Here is a 21,542-nt window from a genome sequence, read left to right as displayed (position 1 = left end):
CGCTCCACCGCCGATGCTGGTAGCCCGAACCACCGGCGGCAGGACCGCCCACACCCAGTCGGTGAATGCGAGAAGCCAGACCCATACGGTCACTGCGCAGCTCGTGACCGCAACCGCCGGAAGAGATGTCGGATACCGCACTAACCGCCAGGCCCGATACAACAGAACCGGCAGAAAGCAGATCAGGATTGCGATACGCGCAATCTGCATGAACTCCCACTCGGAGTGGGTAATGGTCACCCCAGTGCGTCATCCACGTAACGGCTCCACCGCGGAGAGACACCTCGCCCCGCCCGCAAGCGACGTACCAGCAGCGCCGCGAACCGCTCAGCGGCCAACTCGTCTTCCGGCCAGCGGTTATCGCCATGAGCCGCGTCGTCACTGCCGCAACTGCGTTGCAGCATGCGGGCAACCAGCTCTGGTGGCACCGCCCGGACGTGTTCGGCCGCAAACTCCGCAACCGGCAATCCGCGGTGCCCCAACACCATGTGCCCTAATTCGTGTGCGATCGTGCGGTCGCGGCCGACGACTCCCCGACCGACCTGCACGAGATCTCGATCGGGGAAGGAGATCCACTGGCCGAAGACGCCGGCCGACAGTGGTGCATCCTCGATATCGACTACGCGACCGTTGGCTTCCGCCCAGCTGCGGGTGACATCGACAATCGACTCCGGCACACCGGCGGCAGCGGCCAGTACCTCATCCACCGCAGCAACGATCGAACCCTGACCGCGCCGCGCGAACCACATGGTCATTAATCTAGCGACCCGCAGCGATAGATACAGCAGAAGGCGTGTCAACAGCCCCCAACCAGACGGGATCTACGTCACATCCAGCTCCAGAGTGGAGCTGCCCGGGGGAATCGAACCCCCGACCTATTCATTACGAGTGAATTGCTCTACCGACTGAGCTAGGGCAGCGTGCCGGGCGAACCCGGCGCCCGAGAGTCTACGGCACCCGAATCCCGACGCCCAACCTCATTCAGACGGGCGCAACGCCTGTCCCGCGGTCGCGACTAGCGCGTCGATTGCGAACTTGGGCTTCACGTTGATCGCCAGCGCTTCCCGGCACTCCAGCACCGCCTCGATGCACTGCAGCAGCTGTTCAGGCGGGACCCTGTCCACCATCGGCCCGAGCCTGTCGGCCATATCGGGATGATGCAACGCGACCCGCCCCTCCTGGGCGGCACCGAACGACAGCACCAAGGCATCTCGGAAATAAGTGGCCAAATCGATCAGCGTGCGGTCCAAGGCGTCACGCGACGCCCGTGTCTGACGCGATTTTTGTTTGCGTTCGAGGTCTTTCAAGACACCTGCGGATCCGCGCAGCGCCGTCCCCGCCCCCTTGCCGGTGCCCCCGGCCCCGAGGGCCGTCTTTAGTTCTTCCTCTTCGGCCTCGTTGCGTGCGGCCGTCAGCTCCTTGGCCTCGGTATCGGCACTCGTCACCAGCTCCTCGGCCGCGGCATACGCCCGCGACGGGGTGGCGGCCTCCCGCGCCAGCCCCAATGCCCGAAGTCGGCGCGCCCGGGCCTGCTCATCGGTGGCCAGCCTCCGGGCCCGGCCCACATGGCCGCCACTCACCGAGGCCGCCCATTGCGCCTGCTCGACATCGATCCCATCGCGGTCCATCAACACCTCAGCGATGGCCGCCACCGATGGAGTGACGAGCGCCACATGCCGACAGCGCGACCGCAGCGTGATGGAGATGTCCTCTGGGTCCACCGACGGCGCGCACAGCAGGAACACCGTCCGCGCCGGCGGCTCCTCGACGACCTTCAGCAGCACGTTGCCCGCGCCCTCCGTCAACCGGTCGGCGTCCTCGATGAGCACCACCAGCCAACGACCGGTGCTCGGCCGGCGCCACGCGGTCTGCACGATGGCGCGCATCTCGTCGACGCCGATCGATAACCCCTCGGGCACGACTCTGCGCACGTCAGCGTGGGTTCCGGCCATAGTCGTCGTACAGGCGCGGCATTCTCCGCAGCCCACCTGTCCCTCGGCCTCACATTGCAACGCCGCGGCAAAGCACAAAGCCGCCACCGACCTGCCCGACCCCGGCGGCCCGGTAAACAACCACGCGTGGGTCATGCGACCCGCCTCACCACCGCGTGAACCCAATGCCGCGGACGAGAGCGTGGAAACCACCGCTCCCTGATCCACCAGGCGCCCGAAAACCCCGCTCATTACCCCCAACCCTAGTCGCCAAGACCGACGCCCCGGGCATGCGCATTAGGCGTGTGAAACCTCTCCGTCACCGCCTACAGCTACGGTTAACGGGTGACTGGCGCGGAGGGAACGGCTGACCAGCGCCCGCTTGCACGCGCAGCCCGGTACTCCAGATGGGTCTTACGTACCCCATGGCCGCTCTTCATCATGGGTATCGCCCAGTCAAACCTGGTCGGCGCGTTGTTCGTGCTGGGCTTCCTGCGGTTCGGTCTACCGCCGAGCGACCGCGTCGAACTGACTGAGCTCGGCACGGAACGGCTCGTCATCCTCGGTGTCTCGCTGTTCATCCTGTTTGTGGCCGGCGCCATCGTCAGCACCTACCTGCTGTTACCGGTTCTGCGCTGGCAGTACAGCTCCCCCGACTTCGAATCCGAGGGTTCTGAGGCGGTCCGCGTCCGCGCCTTACAGATGCCCTTCTACCGGACCGTTATCAGCGTGGCGACGTGGCTCGTCGGTGGCGCGATCTTCGTCGCTGTCACCTGGTCGTCCACACATAGCTCGATCCTGGTCGCCATGTTCGCCACCGTGCTCGGCGCCACCACGACCAGCATCATCGGCTACTTGCAGTCCGAACGCGTCCTCCGTCCGGTCGCCATCCAGGCACTACGGCGCGGCGTCCCCGAAAATGTCACCGCTCCAGGCGTTATCGTCCGCCAGATCCTCACCTGGGCGCTGAGCTCCGGCGTGCCGATCCTGGCGATCGTGCTCACCGTCGTGGGACAGCGAGCGGGGTATCTCAAGTCTGGCGCCGAAAATCTCACCGGCTCCATCCTGATCCTGGCGATCATCGCGCTGGCCATCGGACTAATGGGGACCCTGCTGGTCGCCACCTCGATCGCCGACCCGCTGCGCCAACTACGTTGGGCGCTTAGCGAAGTGCAGCGCGGCAACTACAACGCCCACGTGCCCATCTACGACGCCAGCGAGCTGGGACTGTTGCAGGCGGGGTTCAACGACATGGTGCGCGATCTGGGCGAACGGCAGCGCCTGCGTGACCTATTCGGCCGCTACGTGGGCGAGGACGTCGCCCGCCGGGCACTTGAATACGGCACTGAACTCGGTGGCCAGGAACGCAGCGTCGCAGTGCTTTTCGTCGACCTGGTGGGTTCCACGCAGTTGGCGTCCACCCGCGGTCCGGCGGTCGTCGTGCAAGTGCTCAACGAGTTCTTCCGGGTCATCGTCGACACCGTCAACACGCACGGCGGCTTCGTCAACAAGTTCCAGGGTGACGCCGCCCTGGCCATCTTCGGTGCACCCATCGACCACCCCGACGGCGCCGCCGCCGCACTGGCCGCCGCCCGTGAGCTGGCCGACGGGCTCACCAATGTGTTGGGCTCCAACGACTTCGGCATCGGAGTCTCCGCGGGACGGGCCATCGCCGGCCATATCGGAGCGCAGGCGCGTTTCGAGTACACCGTCATCGGCGACCCCGTGAACGAGGCCGCCCGCCTGACCGAGCTGGCCAAGAACGAGCCGGGAAATGTGCTGGCCTCGGCGTCCGCCGTCATGGAAGCCCGAGACGAAGAAGCCCTGCGCTGGGACGTCGGTGAGACCGTCGAGCTTCGTGGCCGCACGGTGTCAACGCAGGTGGCGCGTCCGCGTCACAGTTAGATCCCCCGGTCGCTGCGCTCTCCCCCGCAAGCGGGAGGTACCCCCGACCCGCTGTACTAGGTCGCCTTCTTGGCTGCGGCCTTCTTCGCGGGCGCCTTCTTGGCTGGAGCTTTCTTGGCCGCCTTCGCCGGTGCCTTCTTGGCCCGCTTGACCGGGCCACGCGCACGGCGCTCCGCGAGCAGCTCGGAGGCGCGCTCATCGGTGATCGACAGCACGTCATCGCCCTTGCGCAGGCTGGCGTTGGTCTCGCCATCGGTGACATAGGGGCCGAAGCGGCCGTCCTTGATGACCATTGGCTTGCTGGTCACCGTATCCGCACCCAGTTCACGCAGCGGCGCCGCCGAGGCTGCCTGCCCGCCACGGCGTTTCGGCTCGGCGTAGATCTTGAGCGCCTCATCGAGGGTGATGGTGAACATCTGATCTTCGGTGGCCAGCGAGCGAGAATCGGTGCCGCGCTTAAGATATGGGCCGTAGCGGCCGTTCTGCGCGGTGATCTCCTCATTGTTGGCCGGGTCCACACCGACCACCCGAGGCAGTGACAGCAGCCTCAGCGCGTCCTCGAGTGTGACGGTCTCAAGTGTCATGGTCTTGAGCAGCGATCCGGTGCGCGGCTTCGGCCCTTCGACCTTCTTGGCGCCGCGCTTCGGCTTTTCCTCTACCTCCGGCTCCGGCGGCGCAGGTAACACCTCGGTGACGTAGGGGCCGAAACGCCCGTCCTTGGCGACGATGTCGTGCCCGGTGACCGGGTCAACGCCCAGCACACGCCCCTCCTGCGGGATCGAGAACAGCTCCTCGGCCATCTCGACGGTCAGCTCGTCGGGGGTGACGCCGTCCTTGACATTGGCGCGCTGCGGGGTGGGTTCGCCGTCCTCACCGATGATCATCCGCTCCAGGTACGGCCCGTTCTTGCCGACGCGCACATTGATGGCGCGGCCCTGGTCGTCGTCGAACAGCTTGATCGAGTTCACCTCGCGAGCGTCGATCTCCTCCAGGTTCACACCCACCAGGCGCTTAAGGCCGCCGGCGCGTGCCACCGAGCCCTCGGCGCCGTGATCTCCACCGAAGTAGAAGGCGTTCAACCAGTTTGTGCGACGTTCATTACCGGAAGCGATCTCGTCGAGATCGTCCTCCATGGCGGCGGTGAAGTCGTAGTCGACCAGCCGGCCGAAGTGTTGCTCAAGCAGTCCGATCACCGCGAAGGCGGTCCATGACGGGACCAGCGCACTGCCGCGCTTATGGACATATCCGCGGTCCTGGATGGTCCGGATGATCGACGAATAGGTCGACGGACGCCCAATTCCCAGCTCTTCCAACGACTTAATGAGCGAGGCTTCGGTGTAGCGGGCCGGCGGGTTGGTGGTGTGTCCGTCTGCGGACAGCTGGGCAACGGTGACGGTCTGGCCCTGTTTGAGGTGGGGCAGACGGCGTTCCTCATCGTCTGCCTCGCCGCCGGCCAGCTCGTCCACGGTCTCGACGTATGCCGACAGGAAGCCGGAGAACGTGATGGTGCGGCCGCTGGCGGTGAACACCACCTGCTCGCCGGAGGTGGCGGTACCCGCCAGCCGCAGGCTCAGCGTGGTGCCGCGCGCATCGGCCATCTGCGAGGCAACAGTGCGCTGCCAAATCAGCTCGTACAAACGGAATTCGTCATTGTCGACCAACGAATGCAATTGGCCGGGAGTTTTGAAAGTCTCACCCGCCGGGCGAATGGCCTCGTGCGCCTCCTGCGCATTTTTCACCTTGCGGGTGTATTGCCGGGGCGAAGGATGCACATATTCGTTTCCGTACAACTCCGCGGCCTGGCTGCGTGCGGCCGTCAATGCCGATTCCGACAGCGTCGTGGAGTCGGTACGCATATACGTGATGTAGCCGTTTTCGTACAACCGCTGCGCAATGCTCATGGTGCGCTCGGAGGAGAACCGCAGCTTGCGCCCAGCCTCCTGCTGCAGCGTCGACGTCATAAACGGCGGGTACGGCTTGCGGGTGTAGGGCTTCTCCTCGGCGGATGCGACCGTCAGGGTGGCTTGCGCAAGCCCGGCGACCAGGGCGTTGGCGCGGACCTCGTCGAGGACCAATACCTCGTCGAGTTTTTTCACCTGGCCCAGAGAGTCGAAATCTCGGCCCGAGGCCACGCGCTGCGCGTCCACGCTGACCAAGCGGGCGTTGAACTTAGGAGGCTTCGCCTCGCTGCCGCCATCCAGCTCGGCGCCCAGGTCCCAGTACCCGGCGCTGCGGAACGCCATGCGGTCACGTTCACGCTGGACGATGATCCTGGTCGCCACCGACTGCACGCGCCCGGCGGACAGGTTCCGTCCGACCTTCTTCCACAGCACGGGGCTGACCTCGTAGCCGTACAGCCGGTCGAGGATGCGGCGGGTCTCCTGCGCATCGACGAGGTTGATGTCCAGATCGCGCGGGTCGTTGGCGGCGGCCCTGATGGCCTGCTCGGTGATCTCGTGGAACACCATGCGCCTGACCGGCACCGTGGGCTTGAGCGTCTCCAGGAGGTGCCAGGCAATGGCCTCACCCTCGCGGTCACCGTCTGTCGCCAGGTAGAGCTCGTCGACGTCCTTAAGGAGGCTCTTGAGCTCGGTGACGGTCCCCTTCTTTTCGGGGCTGACGATGTAGAGGGGCTCAAAGTCCGCGTCGACGTTCACCCCGAGGCGGGCCCAGGGTTCCGATTTGTACTTGGCCGGAACGTCGGCAGCAGCACGGGGCAGGTCCCTGATGTGGCCTCGCGAGGACTCGACGACGTATCCGTCGCCGAGATAGCCAGCGATCTTGCGGGCCTTCGTCGGTGATTCGACGATGACGAGCCGTCGCACTGCTTCGTCTCCTTACCTGCGCATTCAGCCGCGTATGTACGGTGTACCGGCGGTCCACCGTGGTCACAAGATGACACCCCCACGCCAATTGCGCAAACCTAGCCTTGCATATGGGCTCCGGTATTCCCGATTTCAGGGTCACTAAAAGCGTGTCCCAAGCCGTACTAAGCCCCTGCTAGACCCTGGGCCAGGCGCGAAATGCCTCGGTGTCTCCGGGGGGCTCTCCGATATTCTCCAGGAGCCGCGCCAGCCGGCGCCGCCCACTGATCCGCAGCGCGGGATTGGCACCGCGTGTTCCGATCAAAGTCGGGGCAATGCCTACCCGCATCAGCGCAGCCGCCAATGGCGAGTGAGTGTCGGGAGCGTGCGGATCCAGGCCCAGCAGGTAACGGTCGGCCTCCGGCGAACCCGCGGCGAGCACCCAGGCGCGCAGCTCGCGCGCTCCCGGGAGCCACTGTGCAGGCACGGTTTTCACCGCCCCACGGGTCCACTCGTGGGCAATCGGCAGCACCGTTGGGTCTATGGCCGTACGCACCAGCGGGTGGTTCTCGTCGGTGTGGCTCATTTCGGCCTGGAGACCGGTCTCGGTGATCATCTCCGCCAGGGCCAGCGCACGCCAGGGCTGATCGACGACCACCGATATCCGGGCGCCGGGGCCGCTGACCATCACCTGACCGGGACCGGCCAACAGCCCTGCCAGATCGGTGACCTCGGGAGGCACCGATTCGGCGGAGAAGAAGGACAGCTGGCTCACAGTGACAGACAGTACTTTCTCCGCGAGCAGACGCTCCGCGCACGCGTATCCCGCGTTTTGTGTGCGCTACGCGTCTGCTCACCGATGGCGGGACGAGAAACGCCCCCGGCGGGTGGCCAGGGGCGTTTCTATATAACGGACTTGGGTCAGACGGCGCGGACGCCGGTAGCCTGCGGGCCCTTGGGGCTCTGGCCTACCTCGAACTCGACCTTCTGGTTCTCTTCGAGGGTACGGAATCCGTTGCCCGTGATCTCGGTGTAATGGACGAAGACGTCAGCGGAGCCGTCTTCGGGCGCAATGAATCCGAAGCCTTTTTCTGCGTTGAACCACTTCACAGTTCCCTGTGGCATTTCTTTGATCTTTCTTTCACTTGGGTGCGACATACCCGTTCGGCACGTCGGGCCCCGTTCCGACCGCCATACCCCGTGAAGAAGACCCTCGCAGGAACCGCGATCACAACGTCGATCCTGCGAGTGCAAAACACGAACACAGAAGCTGCGACCCCCATAAGTAGAGCATGTTTAGGGCGCTGGCGATAGCCGTGTGCCAGATAATCGACGGGAACTTCGGTGAACAATGGTGAAACTTTGACTCCCTTCGGCCTGCCTTACCCTGGTGTTATGGCCATATGCGGTAGCGAACTTGGCGCCGTTTTGGCACAATTATGCAGGTCACAAGGGGTTTTTTGGTGACGGTCAGCTACGGCCGCGAACTGCTGGATCTGATCGTGGCCGGGACTCCCACCGGTGAGACCCCGGTGCGACATATTTGCGATATTCCCGCCCGGGACGCGCAGCTGGATGCCTGGCCACAATGGGCCCATCCCGATGCGGTAGCCGCCTTTGCGGGCCACGGGGTCACTGTTCCGTGGTCGCACCAGGTCGCGGCCGCCTCCCTCGCGTTCTCAGGCCGCCATGTGGTGGTAGCCACCGGAACCGCTTCCGGGAAGTCGGTGGGGTACCAATTGCCAATCCTGACCGCCCTGGCCTCTGAGCCGCGGGCCCGGGCGCTCTATCTGGCGCCGACGAAGGCTCTCGGACACGACCAGCTGCGCTCGATACGCGAATTAATTGCCGGGATAAGCACTTTCGACCGGGTGTTGCCGTGCGCATATGACGGCGACAGCTCCAACGAATTGCGACGGTTCGCACGCGAAAGCTCGCGGTGGATCTTTACCAATCCCGACATGATGCATATATCGCTATTGCACAACCACACGCGCTGGTCGGCATTCCTGCGCGGATTGCGGTACCTAGTGGTCGATGAATGCCATTACTACCGTGGTGTTTTCGGATCGAATGTAGCCCTTGTGCTGCGGCGGCTGCTGCGCTTGTGCGCGCGGTACGGTTCGCATCCCACGGTGGTCTTCGCCAGCGCGACGACCTCAAATCCCGGCGCGGCAGCACAGGCGCTGATCGGGCAGCCCGTCAACGAGGTGATAGCGGACGGGTCGCCGCACGGGATGCGCACGGTGGCGCTGTGGGAACCGCCGCTGCTGCCGATCACCGGCGAGAACGGGGCACCCGTAAGACGCCCGGTGAGTACCGAGGCCTCCCGGCTGCTGGCAGATCTGGTCCAGGAGGGAGCGCGGACACTGGCCTTCGTCAGATCGCGGCGCGGCGCCGAGATGACGGCGCTTGGCGCCGCACATCGATTGGCGGAGGTCGATCCGGCGTTGGCATCCCAGGTGTCGGCATATCGGGCCGGGTATCTGCCGGAGGATCGCCGGGCACTGGAGCAGGCCCTGTCGACGGGCGCGTTGACCGGTGCGGCAACAACGAACGCCCTTGAACTGGGCGTGGATATCGCCGGACTGGATGCCGTCGTGGTGGCGGGCTTCCCGGGTACCGTGGCCTCCTTTTGGCAGCAGGCGGGCCGCTCCGGCCGACGTGGCCAGGGCTCCTTAGTGGTGCTGATCGCGCGCGATGATCCACTGGACACCTACCTGGTTCACCATCCCGGCGCACTTCTGGATAAGCCGATCGAGGCGGTGGTGATCGATCCCACCAATCCACACGTCTTACGGCCTCACTTGCTCTGCGCGGCAACGGAGCTCCCGTTGACAGCGGATGATGTGCGCTCCCTCGAGGCGACCGATGTGGTCTCGGAGCTCGTCGACGACGGCCTACTACGCAAGCGCCCCGGTGGATACTTCGCGGCCCCGGGCCTTAATCCGTATGCAGCGGTGGATATCCGGGGGTCGATCGGTGGCCAGGTGATGATCCTGGAAGCCGACACCGGGCGGGTGCTGGGAACCGTGGATACCGGGCGCGCCCCGGCGACGGTGCATCCGGGGGCGGTCTATCTACATTCGGGGGAAACATACCTGGTCGACTCGCTCGATTTCGGTGACGGAATCGCACTGGTACACAACGCGAGTCCCGACTACTCGACATTCGCCCGCTCCACCATCGATATCGCGATCACAGGCGAGGGTGAACGGATCGATCTGGGCGATGTGCAGATCGGGCTGGTCCCGGTGGACGTCACCCATCAGGTGATCGGGTATCTACGCAAGCTGTCCACCGGCGAGATCCTCGACTTCGTCGAGCTCGATATGCCCTCGTCGACATTGAGCACCAAGGCGGCGATGTACACCGTGACCCCGGAAGCGTTGGCCGGCATCGATATCGACACGCTCTCAACCCCCGGCGCCCTGCACGCCGCCGAGCATGCCGCCATCGGACTGCTGCCGCTGGTGGCCAGCTGCGACCGCGGCGATATCGGCGGGGTGTCCACCGCCCTGCAATCCGAGACCGATCTACCGACGGTATTCGTCTACGACGGACACCCTGGTGGTGCGGGTTTCGCGGCCCGGGGTTACGAACAGCTTGGTACCTGGCTGGGCGCCACCGCCGACGCCATCGACGCCTGCGAGTGTGAGGCGGGGTGCCCGTCGTGTGTGCAATCGCCTAAGTGCGGCAACGGAAATTCCCCATTGGACAAGGCTGCCGCCATCAAGGTGCTGCGACTCGTGCTGTCCCGGCTGCCAAACACGGGCTAGAACGCCCGCGCGTACTGCTTGGGCACTGTGGGGTTCGGCTCGGCACCCAGCTCGCGCGCGGCCCGGCGCGGCCAGTAAGGGTCGCGCAGCAGCTCGCGGGCCAGTAGGACCGCGGAGGCATCCCCGGCGGCGAGGATCGATTCGGCCTGGTGCGGCTCGGTGATCATCCCGACTGTCGCTGCGGGGAGAGGTGTTTCGGCCTGGATGCGCCGGGCGAACCGCACCTGGTATCCCGGCCCCGTCGGGATGCGGACATGCGGCACATTACCGCCCGTCGACACGTCGATGAGGTCCACACCGCGTGTCTGGAGCAGCCTGGCCAGCTCGACCGTCTGGTCGGGAGTCCAGCTGGCGGCCTCGAGCCCCGGCTCATCGGATACCCAGTCCGTCGCCGAGACCCTGACGAACAGCGGCAGGTGCTCGGGCCAGACGGAGCGCACCGCCGAGACCGTTTCCAGGGTGAGCCTGGCCCGGCCGGAGAAGGAGCCGCCGTACTCGTCGGTGCGGGTATTGCTTGCCGGGGAGAGGAACTGGTGCTGGATGTAGCCGTGGGCGGCGTGGATCTCAAGTACCTGGAAACCCGCCCGCAGCGCGCGCTGGGCGGCTTTCACATAGTCCTCGATGATCTTCGTGAGATCGGCGCTGGTGGCTTCCGCAGGCGGGGCGAAGTCTCCGTACGGCGCATCGGTGGGACCAATTGTCGGCCAGCTCAACGGGTCAGATGGTTCCAATGAGCGGTGCCCGTCCCACGGCGCAACGGTCGATGCCTTGCGCCCGGCGTGCCCGAGCTGCACCGCGGGAACGGCGCCATGGACTTTGATGCTCTCCACGATGCCGGTCCAGGCCTGCTCCTGGGTGTCGTTCCACAACCCGGTGTCGTAGGGAGAGAGCCGACCTTGCGGATTCACGGCGGTGGCCTCGGTGAAGATGAGACCGGCACCGCCGATGGCGCGGCTGATCAGATGGGTGCGGTGCCAGTCGTTCGGGCTACCCGCCAGGGGGCCCGTGGGCTCGGCCGAGTACTGGCACATCGGCGACATCCAAATTCGGTTGGGAATGGTGATGTCGCGCAGCCGGTAGGGCTCGAACAACAGGCTCATGTTCCGGGGGCTCCTCGCGTCTGGTGACTGGTCCGGCACAAACCAACACCGAGATGCGCGAGATGCTTCCCTGTGCCGCTACCCCGCCTGCTCGGTCGCCGACCCCTGCTCGGCGACCGATAGCGCCTCCCGCACGAAATCGGCGGACAGCACGACGACCTCGGCCGTATCGCGTGAGACGGCGATAGCCGGGAAGGCGTGCAACTGCCACGCATAGCTGTGCACCTGGGCCACCACACCCGCGGCAGAGAGCTTCTCGGCGAGTTCGATGGCATCGGGCTCGAGGAATTCGTTCTGCGCGGTGATGAGCAGGGTGGGCGGGTATGCCTCGACGGGCACGGAGAAGATCCGACGTTCTCCGGTGAATTCCACTGGACCCCTGTCAAATTTCGGCGCCAGCCTCACCAGCTTGCCCTTGGGCAGGTACGCGTCGTGACGGCTCGTGCTCGTCGGATTTGCACCCAGGTCGAGATCAAGCAGCGGTGAATATCCCACATAAGCAACCGGTTTCGGCAGACCGTTGGTGTGCGCGTACTCGATGACCTTGCCGCACAGGTACCCGCCGGCCGAGTCACCCGCGACGATCACCCGCTTGTAGTCCTGCAGCAGCTCACGGTATGCCTGTACCGCGTCCGCTACCGAGGTGCCTACCCCGGCGACGGGGAGCTGGCGGTAGTCGAGCACGTAGACCGGCAGTCGTAGTTGGCGCGCCAGCAGGCCCGTGATCTTGCGGTGCGTGGCCGGCCCACAGGCGATGAACGCCCCGCCATGCAGGTAGAGCACGGCGGTATCTGCGTCCGAGGCCGACGTGCCCTGCGGAACCATCAGGTCCGTCGGCCGGTCGGCAAGGGCAATTCTTGTCCGTTCAATACCTGGTGCGTCGGGTCCACGCTGCGCGCCATTGTCCAGCCATTTGAGCCGACCCAGACCGCCCTCGCTGATCGGAAAGAGGATCAGCAGCGGCTTGATGAACAGCAGCACGAAAAGGAACGACAAGCGGGCCTTGATACCCGCCTTGGGGTGCAGAGTGACGACCATGAGCCAAGACGCTACCGCCAGTTATCCGGCCGGCGACAGGCGAGCCGCTGACCGTCAAGCCGGGCCGTCAGATCGCGCCCGATGGCAAGCCCTCACCGTACAGATTGGGCATCCAGATGTTGCGGAGCTTTCGTGGCCCTGATCGTGTACGTCAAGGGCATGACTCCCGATCGCTCGGTCAGCGCCCATTCGCCTCCGAGCCGCTGCGTCATCTGACCGGGCAGCGCCTCCCACGGCACGCTGTCGTGCTCGACGAGAAGATCGATGCGCAGCCCGCTGGTGATCAGTGCGGTCACGATCTCGCCAAGCGAGTGGTTCCATTCATAAGTCTTCGATGCCTGGATGATCTTGTCCGTCGGGACATACGTCTGGCCGTCGTCCCACTCCAGCGGTTCGTCGTGTTCGAAATACGGGTAGCGCAGGTGTAACCCGCCGCCGAAGGATTCGTCCACCGACCACAGGATCGGGTGCCCTTCGCGGATGACGAGAGACCCGCCGGGAGCAAGCAGCTCAGCGACCACCTCAGCCCAAGCAGCGGCGCGGGGCAACCAGCACAGCGCCCCTATTCCGGTGTAGACAAGGTCGAAACTGTTGCTTGGGAGTACCTTTCCCGCATCATGGACGTCCGCCTGCACGAAGGTGACGGCGTCACCCGTCTCGGCGGCTAGCGTCCGCGCCTCGCGTATCGCACCTTCCGAGAAGTCGAGCCCCGTCACGGTGGCACCAAGGCGAGCCAACGAAATCGTGTCGGTACCGATATGGCATTGCAGATGCACGGCGCGCTTGTCTGCGATGTCTCCAAGCACCGGCAAGTCGAAACGGACGACATCCGATAGCAGCGACCGGTCATCGACGAACTTCTGTACCTGATATCCCGATCCGTTGCGTGCTGCGTGAATCACGGCCCGCTCGTTCCAGTTGGCACGATTTGCGCCCGACCAATGAGTCTCCACCAGACCCTCAACTTCCACTGTCAAACTTTCTGGCGTACAACAACCATCCTATTTGGCCCATGAGAGCTATCCGGTCACCGGCCCGGCACGGGCCGCGGCTCGAGCGGGCCCGATACCGAACCGACCCAGTGCCACCGGAAAATCCACGGTGACAACAATATCGAGATCCTCGACCACACACCGCGACACCGCAGCGCCCATCCGTCGGGCAGTCGCCGTCACCTCGGCGCAGGCGGGTGCGGCGCCGTACAACGCGCGCTGAGCTCCGGCGAGCGCCGACAGATCGGCGGCGGCCTGGGCGCGATGCCGCGCCACGACAGCCGATCCGACAGCCACGCCACCGGCCGTTACTACCAGCAGCGTCGCCATCAACGCCACCGCGACGATAGTCGCCGAGCCGTTGTCAGCCTGCAGGTTCCATTGCCGAAACCGATTCGGCAGCAATCGTAATGGCAGGCAACAACCGGCTCTTGGCGGCAACCCGCGCCACCACCTGGTCGCCGTCGCGCCGAACCTCGACGGCCGCGCCATGTGGCGCGATCCGTTGCGCGACCGATCGCGCGGCCATCTCGTCACCACGGGCCACCAACCGCGCCGCCTCGCGTGAGGCGTCCACACAGCGCACCTGCATCGACACCGCCTGAATTCCGGCGGCACACAACACGAGCACCGACACCAACGCCGCAATGCCGAATGCGGCCTCGACGGTGACGGCTCCGGTGTCATCGCCTAGACGCTGGTGTTGAGTGCGCGCGTGATGATATTGGTGAGCGCACTGACGATCGAGTCTCCGGTGACTACCGTGTAGAGAATCGCCCCGAACGCTGCCGCGGCAATCGTTCCGATCGCGTATTCGATTGTCTAGTTTTACATGCATCAATTTTTACAGGTCAGCCGTGACAATCGGCCCCCAGCAGTAGGTTCCGATCTATGACATATCCAGACGATTGGCCTCAAGATTGCAAGTGGTGCGAGGGGCCTATTAGTTGGGTTCATGCCAGTCGAAGGGAAGCGTACGGCGGCGGCGCGGGATGGGATACGTACGAGGCGCAGTGTGAGAACGAATGCCCTACTTACCGGAAAATCCGAGACACCGGACGGCACAACCGGACGATTCAGACTGAGTAGTACGTCGCCCCGAAATGCCCAAGACGAACTAGCACGGCCTCTGTGTGTTCGAAGCTGCAAGTTCGTAGAGGAACGCTCTCACGAGCTCAACCGGCATTTGGAATGAAGTCGTTCAACGATCAGACGGAGGCACCCCCGGTCTGGCGACCGAGGGTGTTCCGTTGTCAGCGCCGGTTAGGCGTACCGAATCAACTTCCAATTGACTGCGACATAGTTGTGCGGCGGCATGATGTTTCCCTCCGCAATAGGCGCAGTGGTGCTCGGACGGTCCTGGGACTCCCAGACACCACTTTCCGGGCACCGTGAACCGGTGCGAGCGATTGATCCCAGGGGAACGCGGGTGCTTCTTGTCATTACGGTTTTCCTCTCCGTTAGAGCCACGCCGGGGCGTGATTCATCGACGCAGCAAGGTGAAAACCGGGTAACAATGCGGCCGAGGGCATAACCCCACCACCGCATGTCTGATAGCTTGGGCAATCTACCGTCCAAGTAGAAGCACAAGCCTCAGGTTCCAGGCCCCCCCAGGCTCTGACCTGGGGCTTGCTGCGTTAGTTCAACGGTATCCCAATATGGGGACAACAGCGGAGTCTGCTGAAACTCGTGTTGACTAACACCGGGTTAATGCCGGTTACGGCGTCGTCATGAGCATGTGGCGGTACCACTCAGACACTGGTGCGCCGATGGCGGTCATCACTTCGTGGGTCGGCGGATCCTCATGTGGTCCTAGCCGCAGTTCACGGTGTAGGTACTTCGCCAGGTCCTGCCAGTAGGCCACCATCTGTTCCCTGGGGTCTTCGTCGGCTCGTAGGTTGATCTTCGTGAATCGTTCGGGCAACTGAGCTATAATCGTGTCAATAGTGTTGTGACGCTTTGAATTTCTGCGAACTACCATCACTGCCCCGTCTCGAACTTCGCACGCGCAGCAGTGCGCCTGACGATGGTTAGGTGTTCGGCTTTAGCGCCAGCCAGCTCATCGGTATCCGGTAGCGCCAAGTCCTTGAGTAACCGGGCCTTAAGTGCCCGGTACTGCCGCAACTCGGGAAGCTCAGGCATAGCGACAGGTTGGCTCTGAGACCCCTTGACCCGTAGATCATCTGCCTTATCAACGACCTTCTGCATACGGTCGATGGCATCGGCAGTTCGACAGATGTCCTCCACCAACGTCGACCGGTGCGGGTCCTGGCTGAAGTCGAACTGTTCGTGCAGAGACCGCCATAGCGCAGCCCCCTTCGTCTTGAGCCCGTTGGGAGCTCGGGGAACTTCATGTCGTTCAGACACGACTTCTCCTTGAGTTCTAGATATGTTATTTACCCCTGACCTGCGGGTCTATTGGAAAACACAGAAACGATTTGCTCACGGGATACGGGTTCCGGATTACGTCCCGATCGTGAAGGCCGGGGGCAGGGGTCGCCCCGGTGGGGTGCCGAGTCCTGTTGCGGTCCAGCTGCTCTCACGCACGCCGACCCGACGCCCCACCTCACGGTTGCCCTAGTTGCGGACCTCTACCGATGCAGCCGCGTAGTTGGAGAAGTTCTGCCCACCTGTCTGTGAGACAGACCCATCCGAGGTAGACGAGTCCTTCGTGTTGAGGACTAGCCCCGGCCCGAACGCCGCACCCGATGCAGCCCGGCGTGTGTAACCCGCTGGGGCTGAATCCCATCCGGTGCTAGCCAAGTTGGAATGACCGTGGAACTCCAGTACCACTGACGACCCGTCCGTACGCTCCAGCGTGATAGCCGGGGCCGGTGATGGTCCGCTTGAGCTACCACCCTGAGACGCGTGACCACCGATCGGATCAGCCGGGTTGTGAGCACGTAGAACAACCGCGATCATGTGTCCTGCGTTCGACCAGGTACCCGAGGTGGTGTTGGTAGCAATTGCAGTGAAACACGCTGAGCTGATGCCTGATCCGCTGGCGCTGTTGGCGTTGTCGATGTAGTCCCAGTTCGGTACCGGGGCAGCCGCAGACGGTTTGGTCGGTGCAGTATTCGAGTAGGGGTTCAAGCCGCACAACACGATCAAGTCCCCGACCTGGTGGGTGGGGATCGTGACCGAGCTACTTGCGTTGGCGTTGGCTGCGATGAATTGGACTGGGCTGGATGACAGTACGGGTATCGTCATCATCACGTTCAGCGCGGCGTGCACTAGGGGGTGAAACCTTGGATAGCTGATCCATACCAGTTGGTTCCGTCCGCGAAGAAGCTCAACACATCCATCTTGCTAGCTGTGACGGTGATCGTGGGTGCACCTCGCCTAATCATCAGGCGTACGAGGCCGTCTGCTCAGCCGTTACGTAGTAGCCGCTACCCTCGCGTTGCTTCGGTTGGATTGCGGCACGGCGCTGGTCTGCACCGCGCGGCGTGGTGAAGTTCAACTCTGCGCCAATCAGAGCCGGGAAGATGAACGGAGACAACGGTGCGTACTCATGGCTGGCGTCGCTCCCGAAGGCTGCCGATGCCATCAACTGAGCGATTGCCTCTGCCTGCCCAAAGGATGACAGCGGCGACAACACACACCCAGTCCAGTAATTAGTCGACCCTTCATCAACATCGGCTGGCCCAAACTCTCGGTCGTTGTCGAGCGTGCCCATCGTCTTGTAAACAGACCACAATGGGCGCAGTGCATCTGCGCCTGCCCGCCACAACTCGACAGCTTTGCCCTGATCCTGCGTGAGTGCGAGGACCGAGACCTTCTGGTTGAATGCCGGGAGGTCTCGGGCGACCTCGTTTAGCCGGTAGTCGCTCACAAGCTCGTTCATCTTGACGACCACTTCGTCAGTCCAGTATGGGATAGCCTGCAGCACCGCAAAACTCAGCCGGCTACTGGCCGTACCAATGAGGGGGGCGTTCAACCCCTCCTCAAGTGCCCATTGGCGATTGATCGCCTTTGCCAACTGGTGTACTGCGTCATCCCACTTGTCAGTGGCACAGGTACTAAGTTCACTTTTGGCGTTCTGCACGGCGCTCTGAGAGTCCAGCGTGGACCGCTGAACTGAGTGGTATAGGTCTAGCTCGGCTAGTACGCTAGCCGGTACTTCAAATCCGAGCTGTCGAATGGCCGCGATGAGGCTGCGGTTCCGAGTTCCGGCGCGAGTCAGCGGAGTGTTGGAGCGGATCAATTCCATTGTGTTTGTCTTTCTTGTTGGTTTCCAACGACGTTGGTGCCGTTGATAGAAGTACGAGACCCCCGTGGCGGGTCGGGGGTCTCGCGGGTTACTAGCCGCTCTTCCCGACGACACCAAGTGCCTTTTTGTTAAGCTGGTTGTTCTTCACGGCGATCGTGTCGTCCACGTTGGACGTGTGGAAGATCTGCGTAAGCCCCTGGCCTGCAAACTGTGTGCCGAATCCGACACCCTGCTCGACTAGTTGCGAGAGCACGCCCTTACCGCCGATTCCGAAGTCGGACATAAACGCGTCGGCGTTCGCACCAGCGAAGCTGATACCCGCGTCGATACCGCGCTGGGCGTAGTCGCCCCAATCCAACGCGTCCTTGACGGTCTGGCCCATATCCTTGGCAACGTTTGCGAGTTCGCCTTGCTTGGACTTCAAGCCGTTGATAAGGCCGTCCCCGATAAAACCACCTATATCAGCCATAACCGTTGATGGCGAGTGGATTCCGAGGAACCCGGTAACGGCGTTCTTGACCGAGCTCGCTAGTTCCTTGGCTTTGGCTACTGCCGTCGTGATCATGCCGGAGATACCGTTGATGAACCCTTGGACTAGCTGGGTACCCGCAGCAAGACCGGCTTGGTACAGACCCGCGAGTGCGGAAGCGATCTTCCCTGGCCACGATCCGACCTCCGTGACAACCTGGCCTCCAGCCGACACAACGGTTGAAACAACCTGGGCCAATACCGAAGAGACGGTGGATACCACGGTGCCCCAGGCCGCTGCCGCGATACCAGACAGGCTGGACCAGGCAGAGGACAACTGACCGGGTACTTGGGCAGCCAGACCGATTACTTCAGTCAGAACCGTTTGGGCCACCGTCTTTATGTCGGCCCAATAAGCACGCCAGGGAGCATCTTTGGAAGTGAACGGCTCGAAGATGTTGTCGGTATCCGCCATGGACCCGTCGTTGTTCTTGGGCCTGTCGTTGAAGTCCGGGAGAACGGCTTTGGCCTTCTCGATGGAAGCGGTGATACCGGCTACTGCGTCTGCGATGTCTTCGAAGAACGTTTTCAGTTGGGGGAGTAGTTCGTTGATGAGCGTTCGTACGTCAGCTACGAACGTTTTCATCTTCTCGCCGAACTTCGGGTCCGACAGGAAGTCGAAGCCTTGCTTCGCGAGATCGCCTACCAGTCCAAGGATTTCCTTGACGGTGGCACCAAAGTTGGTGATCGCGGTATCGAGTTGCCCGGTAGCGGAAACCTTCTCAACCCACGCGGAGAACGAAGCACCAACCTCGTTGAACCAGTCTGCTACGGCGGGGAACTTACGGGCCACACCCTCGGCTAGTCCCAGGATTCCGTCGGTGAACGACGCGATACCTGGGGCCGACCGACTCAGTGATTCACCGATCGAGCTGATCGTGTTCTGAATCTTGGTCAGTCCTGGGCCTGACGTTACCGTGTTCACGAACGCCTGAGCCATATCGCTCAGGCCGTTTGCCACCCGGGGGAGGAAGCTACCGAGCGACTGGATAGGACCTACCAGCTTCTCGAACACCGGGGTTAGCCGTGTTTGGAACGTGTCGCTCATAGTCTTCTTGAGGACACCGAGCGGGGCACCCAGTGACTTGGCTGCGTTCTTAATTCCGTCTAGCCCCAAGGCGATTGCCGCGATAGGGACCACTACACCCGCTGCGATAGCGGGAAGGCTGACTAGCGCCCCGGAGACCAGCGCCAACGCGGGGGCTGCCACCGCAGCCACAACCGCAACCAACGCGAGGGAGTCCGCGAAAGAACCTAGACCGCGTAAACCCTTACCCTCTCCTAAGAATCCACCGAGTGCGGAGTCCATATTCCCGCGCAACCCACGGAGCAGTGAGGACATCCTGGTTCGGAACGTCTTAACGTCCGGTTCGACCGGGACCTTTATCGCGCCCATCTTTTGGAGGCTCTGCCGGAGTCGGTAGTCGAACGCAGGGTCGCGCTTGAGGTTGATTGCGTCTTTTACTTGCTTGTTGATGCCCGCTGTATCTATATCGGCCCCAACGCGGACGTTTTCACGTATCCCAGCCAGTTGTGTCTTCAGTTTGGTGCGTACGCTAGCGGTGTCTAGGTCCGGGTCAACTTCGATCTTTACCCGTTCGGAATTTTCAATCCGATCCAGCTGCTTCTTTAGATCACGCCGGAAATTATCGGTGTCCGGCACAACGCGGACACTGATGCGGCCCACCTCTCGTCCCCCGGCACTAGCCATAAGTGAACTCCTTTGGGTTTTGGCGGGCCTTTGGGAGCTGGCTGTTCATCTCAGACGCCAACGCGGTCGTTCGTTCTGATGTAGCGGCGGTAGAACACCGCTCGGCGAGATTCGATGTCGCCGTGGTGCCACGGGATATGTCCTGCTGCGTCAACAACATCGAAGTATGGTGTGGACGCTTTGAGATACGCCTGGAACGCGGCTTCGCGTTCTTCTTCGATAGACCCGCTCGGTCTACGCCAGAGCGGTACGTACGGCGTTGTCTCGTCTTCTAGGTCGATTTCGTGCATGAGATCCCTTCTGCGGGCATGAAAAAGCCCGCTCAGCGCGACGCTGGCGGGCGAATGGGTGTAAAGCGGGAACTTCCCCCTCGGACTACAGGGGTTCCCGCATATGGGGGCACTCAGCTGGCGGCTTGCCAATGTGCCGGGAGTGGAGCCAAAGCTCGTGGATTGCGTTCACAGGCTCCAGACCTTGTCCGTAGACATCGATTACATCAGCGGAGTAGTCGATGATCGGTTCATAGACCGGGAGCCGGGCGACGAGCTGTAATCCGGACTTGACGATGAACTCCGATTGGATTTCCTCGTAGAGGACAGAGTTCTCGATCTTGAACTCTGGGTGGTACACGATGTCCAATCGGTCATCGTCCCCTAGTGCGAAGAACCAACCCCGCTCCTCAAGCTGCACCCAAGTGTCTGGGAAATTCGGGTTGTGCTCAAACAGGCAACTCATGGTTCGAACAGCTCCCGTAGTTGTCGGCGTGCGTCCCGGCAGAATCGCCGGTATCGCTGGTCGGCTTCGCGTGAGCAGTACAGGCACCGACCGTTGGGCCGGAAGTCTTGCGGGCCACGGTGTTCGTGGCGTGTGCATCTAGCGGGCATGCGGATACTCCTTTCGTATAGGCCTGGACAGACTGCGGAAATGAGAAATGCCCCAACCGATCTGCTCGGCGGGGCATAGAGGGAGCACGTCTCCTACCTCTTTATTCTCTACCTATATGTATAAAGTTAGGAACGTCACCGGAGGTCAGTCGTCCTCTTCGGCGTGCTCCATCGCTTTCTTGCGCTCGCGGTAATACCTGGTGTCCGAGCCCGGCGTACACCCCATTGCCGACCGTTTTGCACGGAGCGTCCGCACACGGCGTCTGGCGCCGTCATCGTGAGCTTGTCTGCGAGCCTCCCTGCACCGGAGGCAGTACTTCGGCCACCTACCGTCACCGCGCAGGGATCGGCATATCCCCTTCTTGCGGGAGGTGACGAGTCCACCACAGTCAGGACAGGTTCCGTAGTAGACCCTGAATCCACCCCACGCCGCGACGGTGCCAAACTTTGTGGGCCACCGCTCGATTGAATCCGGGTTGTAGTCCAGCCATGCCTGTGTCTTCTCGCGGGCGAGGGCTGTCCTACGCTCCTGGAATACCTCCACGGCAGCGTGTCTCGTCCTGGACAGTACGTCCTTACCTTCGGTGACTTTGGGGTATTCCACATGTCCGCGCTGCTCGTACACGGGCGGGTTGCCGTAGGCCTTCATCTCCGTGC

At 63.0% G+C, this 21,542-nt stretch carries 20 protein-coding genes and 1 tRNA gene; 2 read left to right on the top strand and 19 right to left on the bottom strand.

Annotated features, from left to right (window positions below; genetic code table 11):
• Nucleotides 1–236 precede the first annotated feature (236 nt).
• The 3 genes from AB0H22_RS13955 to AB0H22_RS13945 form a co-directional block, all read right to left on the bottom strand.
• Complete coding sequence (locus tag AB0H22_RS13955) at nt 237–749, bottom strand: hypothetical protein (protein WP_358146960.1); 513 nt, start codon at nt 747–749, stop codon at nt 237–239.
• Nucleotides 750–844: 95 nt separating this feature from the next.
• A tRNA-Thr gene (locus AB0H22_RS13950) sits at nt 845–920 on the bottom strand.
• Nucleotides 921–977: 57 nt separating this feature from the next.
• Nucleotides 978–2,183, bottom strand: coding sequence for a DNA polymerase III subunit delta' (locus tag AB0H22_RS13945; protein ID WP_180750701.1), 1,206 nt, complete (start codon nt 2,181–2,183; stop codon nt 978–980).
• A 93-nt stretch (nt 2,184–2,276) separates the two neighbouring features.
• Between AB0H22_RS13945 and AB0H22_RS13940 the strand changes: the two genes are divergently transcribed.
• A complete protein-coding gene (locus AB0H22_RS13940) occupies nt 2,277–3,836 on the top strand; it encodes an adenylate/guanylate cyclase domain-containing protein (RefSeq protein WP_180750700.1) in 1,560 nt (519 codons plus the stop codon).
• A gap of 56 nt (nt 3,837–3,892) precedes the next feature.
• On the opposite strand, the gene topA is transcribed toward AB0H22_RS13940, so the two are convergent.
• From topA to AB0H22_RS13925, 3 genes are all read right to left on the bottom strand, one after another.
• The gene (gene topA, locus AB0H22_RS13935) at nt 3,893–6,661 is read right to left on the bottom strand and encodes a type I DNA topoisomerase (RefSeq protein ID WP_358146959.1); all 2,769 of its coding nucleotides are present in this window, start codon (nt 6,659–6,661) and stop codon (nt 3,893–3,895) included.
• A gap of 175 nt (nt 6,662–6,836) precedes the next feature.
• A complete protein-coding gene (locus AB0H22_RS13930) occupies nt 6,837–7,415 on the bottom strand; it encodes a hypothetical protein (RefSeq protein ID WP_358146957.1) in 579 nt (192 codons plus the stop codon).
• A 146-nt stretch (nt 7,416–7,561) separates the two neighbouring features.
• Complete coding sequence (locus AB0H22_RS13925) at nt 7,562–7,765, bottom strand: cold-shock protein (protein WP_155941032.1); 204 nt, start codon at nt 7,763–7,765, stop codon at nt 7,562–7,564.
• A gap of 314 nt (nt 7,766–8,079) precedes the next feature.
• On the opposite strand from AB0H22_RS13925, the gene AB0H22_RS13920 reads away from it, so the two are divergent.
• The gene (locus tag AB0H22_RS13920; protein ID WP_358146956.1) at nt 8,080–10,419 is read left to right on the top strand and encodes a DEAD/DEAH box helicase; all 2,340 of its coding nucleotides are present in this window, start codon (nt 8,080–8,082) and stop codon (nt 10,417–10,419) included.
• Here AB0H22_RS13920 and AB0H22_RS13915 read toward each other — a convergent pair.
• From AB0H22_RS13915 to AB0H22_RS13855, 13 genes are all read right to left on the bottom strand, one after another.
• Nucleotides 10,416–11,519 carry an NADH:flavin oxidoreductase/NADH oxidase gene (locus tag AB0H22_RS13915; RefSeq protein WP_180750696.1) on the bottom strand — a complete coding sequence of 368 codons (1,104 nt, stop codon included), beginning with the start codon at nt 11,517–11,519 and terminating at the stop codon, nt 10,416–10,418. The two genes, AB0H22_RS13920 and AB0H22_RS13915, sit on opposite strands and share 4 nt — an antisense overlap.
• 78 nt (nt 11,520–11,597) lie before the next feature.
• Nucleotides 11,598–12,557: an alpha/beta hydrolase gene (locus tag AB0H22_RS13910; RefSeq protein ID WP_358146954.1), complete on the bottom strand. Its 960-nt coding sequence runs from the start codon at nt 12,555–12,557 to the stop codon at nt 11,598–11,600.
• A 92-nt stretch (nt 12,558–12,649) separates the two neighbouring features.
• The gene (locus AB0H22_RS13905) at nt 12,650–13,528 is read right to left on the bottom strand and encodes a class I SAM-dependent methyltransferase (RefSeq protein ID WP_358146953.1); all 879 of its coding nucleotides are present in this window, start codon (nt 13,526–13,528) and stop codon (nt 12,650–12,652) included.
• A gap of 48 nt (nt 13,529–13,576) precedes the next feature.
• Complete coding sequence (locus AB0H22_RS13900) at nt 13,577–13,954, bottom strand: Rv3654c family TadE-like protein (RefSeq protein WP_358146951.1); 378 nt, start codon at nt 13,952–13,954, stop codon at nt 13,577–13,579.
• Complete coding sequence (locus tag AB0H22_RS13895) at nt 13,914–14,186, bottom strand: TadE family type IV pilus minor pilin (RefSeq protein ID WP_358146950.1); 273 nt, start codon at nt 14,184–14,186, stop codon at nt 13,914–13,916. The genes AB0H22_RS13900 and AB0H22_RS13895 overlap by 41 nt, the downstream gene beginning before the upstream one ends.
• 53 nt (nt 14,187–14,239) lie before the next feature.
• The gene (locus tag AB0H22_RS13890; protein WP_100443053.1) at nt 14,240–14,368 is read right to left on the bottom strand and encodes a DUF4244 domain-containing protein; all 129 of its coding nucleotides are present in this window, start codon (nt 14,366–14,368) and stop codon (nt 14,240–14,242) included.
• A gap of 898 nt (nt 14,369–15,266) precedes the next feature.
• Entirely contained in the window at nt 15,267–15,473 is a 207-nt protein-coding gene (locus tag AB0H22_RS13885) for a hypothetical protein (protein ID WP_358146949.1), read from the bottom strand.
• A 56-nt stretch (nt 15,474–15,529) separates the two neighbouring features.
• Complete coding sequence (locus AB0H22_RS13880) at nt 15,530–15,916, bottom strand: hypothetical protein (RefSeq protein ID WP_358146948.1); 387 nt, start codon at nt 15,914–15,916, stop codon at nt 15,530–15,532.
• Between the two features lie 982 nt (nt 15,917–16,898).
• Nucleotides 16,899–17,597, bottom strand: coding sequence for a hypothetical protein (locus AB0H22_RS13875; protein WP_358146946.1), 699 nt, complete (start codon nt 17,595–17,597; stop codon nt 16,899–16,901).
• Nucleotides 17,598–17,853: 256 nt separating this feature from the next.
• Nucleotides 17,854–20,001, bottom strand: coding sequence for a cation transporter (locus tag AB0H22_RS13870; RefSeq protein ID WP_358146945.1), 2,148 nt, complete (start codon nt 19,999–20,001; stop codon nt 17,854–17,856).
• A 50-nt stretch (nt 20,002–20,051) separates the two neighbouring features.
• Nucleotides 20,052–20,291: a hypothetical protein gene (locus AB0H22_RS13865; RefSeq protein ID WP_358146944.1), complete on the bottom strand. Its 240-nt coding sequence runs from the start codon at nt 20,289–20,291 to the stop codon at nt 20,052–20,054.
• An 85-nt stretch (nt 20,292–20,376) separates the two neighbouring features.
• Nucleotides 20,377–20,736, bottom strand: a complete 360-nt coding sequence (locus AB0H22_RS13860) for a hypothetical protein (protein ID WP_358146943.1) — start codon at nt 20,734–20,736, stop codon at nt 20,377–20,379.
• A gap of 294 nt (nt 20,737–21,030) precedes the next feature.
• Nucleotides 21,031–21,534, bottom strand: a complete 504-nt coding sequence (locus tag AB0H22_RS13855; protein WP_358146942.1) for a hypothetical protein — start codon at nt 21,532–21,534, stop codon at nt 21,031–21,033.
• Nucleotides 21,535–21,542 lie beyond the last annotated feature (8 nt).

Source organism: Mycobacterium sp. NPDC050853 (genome assembly GCF_040653875.1).
GTDB lineage: Bacteria > Actinomycetota > Actinomycetes > Mycobacteriales > Mycobacteriaceae > Mycobacterium.
This window is presented reverse-complemented; position numbering and strand designations above follow the sequence as displayed.

What these genes read in the sequence shown, in the direction of transcription:
- AB0H22_RS13870 (WP_358146945.1), bottom strand. Translation starts at nt 20,001, where the DNA reads ATGGCTAGTGCCGGGGGACGAGAGGTGGGCCGCATCAGTGTCCGCGTT.
- AB0H22_RS13860 (WP_358146943.1), bottom strand. Translation starts at nt 20,736, where the DNA reads ATGAGTTGCCTGTTTGAGCACAACCCGAATTTCCCAGACACTTGGGTG.
- AB0H22_RS13910 (WP_358146954.1), bottom strand. Translation starts at nt 12,557, where the DNA reads ATGGTCGTCACTCTGCACCCCAAGGCGGGTATCAAGGCCCGCTTGTCG.
- AB0H22_RS13925 (WP_155941032.1), bottom strand. Translation starts at nt 7,765, where the DNA reads ATGCCACAGGGAACTGTGAAGTGGTTCAACGCAGAAAAAGGCTTCGGA.
- AB0H22_RS13920 (WP_358146956.1), top strand. Translation starts at nt 8,080, where the DNA reads ATGCAGGTCACAAGGGGTTTTTTGGTGACGGTCAGCTACGGCCGCGAA.
- AB0H22_RS13945 (WP_180750701.1), bottom strand. Translation starts at nt 2,183, where the DNA reads ATGAGCGGGGTTTTCGGGCGCCTGGTGGATCAGGGAGCGGTGGTTTCC.
- AB0H22_RS13955 (WP_358146960.1), bottom strand. Translation starts at nt 749, where the DNA reads ATGTGGTTCGCGCGGCGCGGTCAGGGTTCGATCGTTGCTGCGGTGGAT.
- AB0H22_RS13915 (WP_180750696.1), bottom strand. Translation starts at nt 11,519, where the DNA reads ATGAGCCTGTTGTTCGAGCCCTACCGGCTGCGCGACATCACCATTCCC.
- AB0H22_RS13855 (WP_358146942.1), bottom strand. Translation starts at nt 21,534, where the DNA reads ATGAAGGCCTACGGCAACCCGCCCGTGTACGAGCAGCGCGGACATGTG.
- AB0H22_RS13865 (WP_358146944.1), bottom strand. Translation starts at nt 20,291, where the DNA reads ATGCACGAAATCGACCTAGAAGACGAGACAACGCCGTACGTACCGCTC.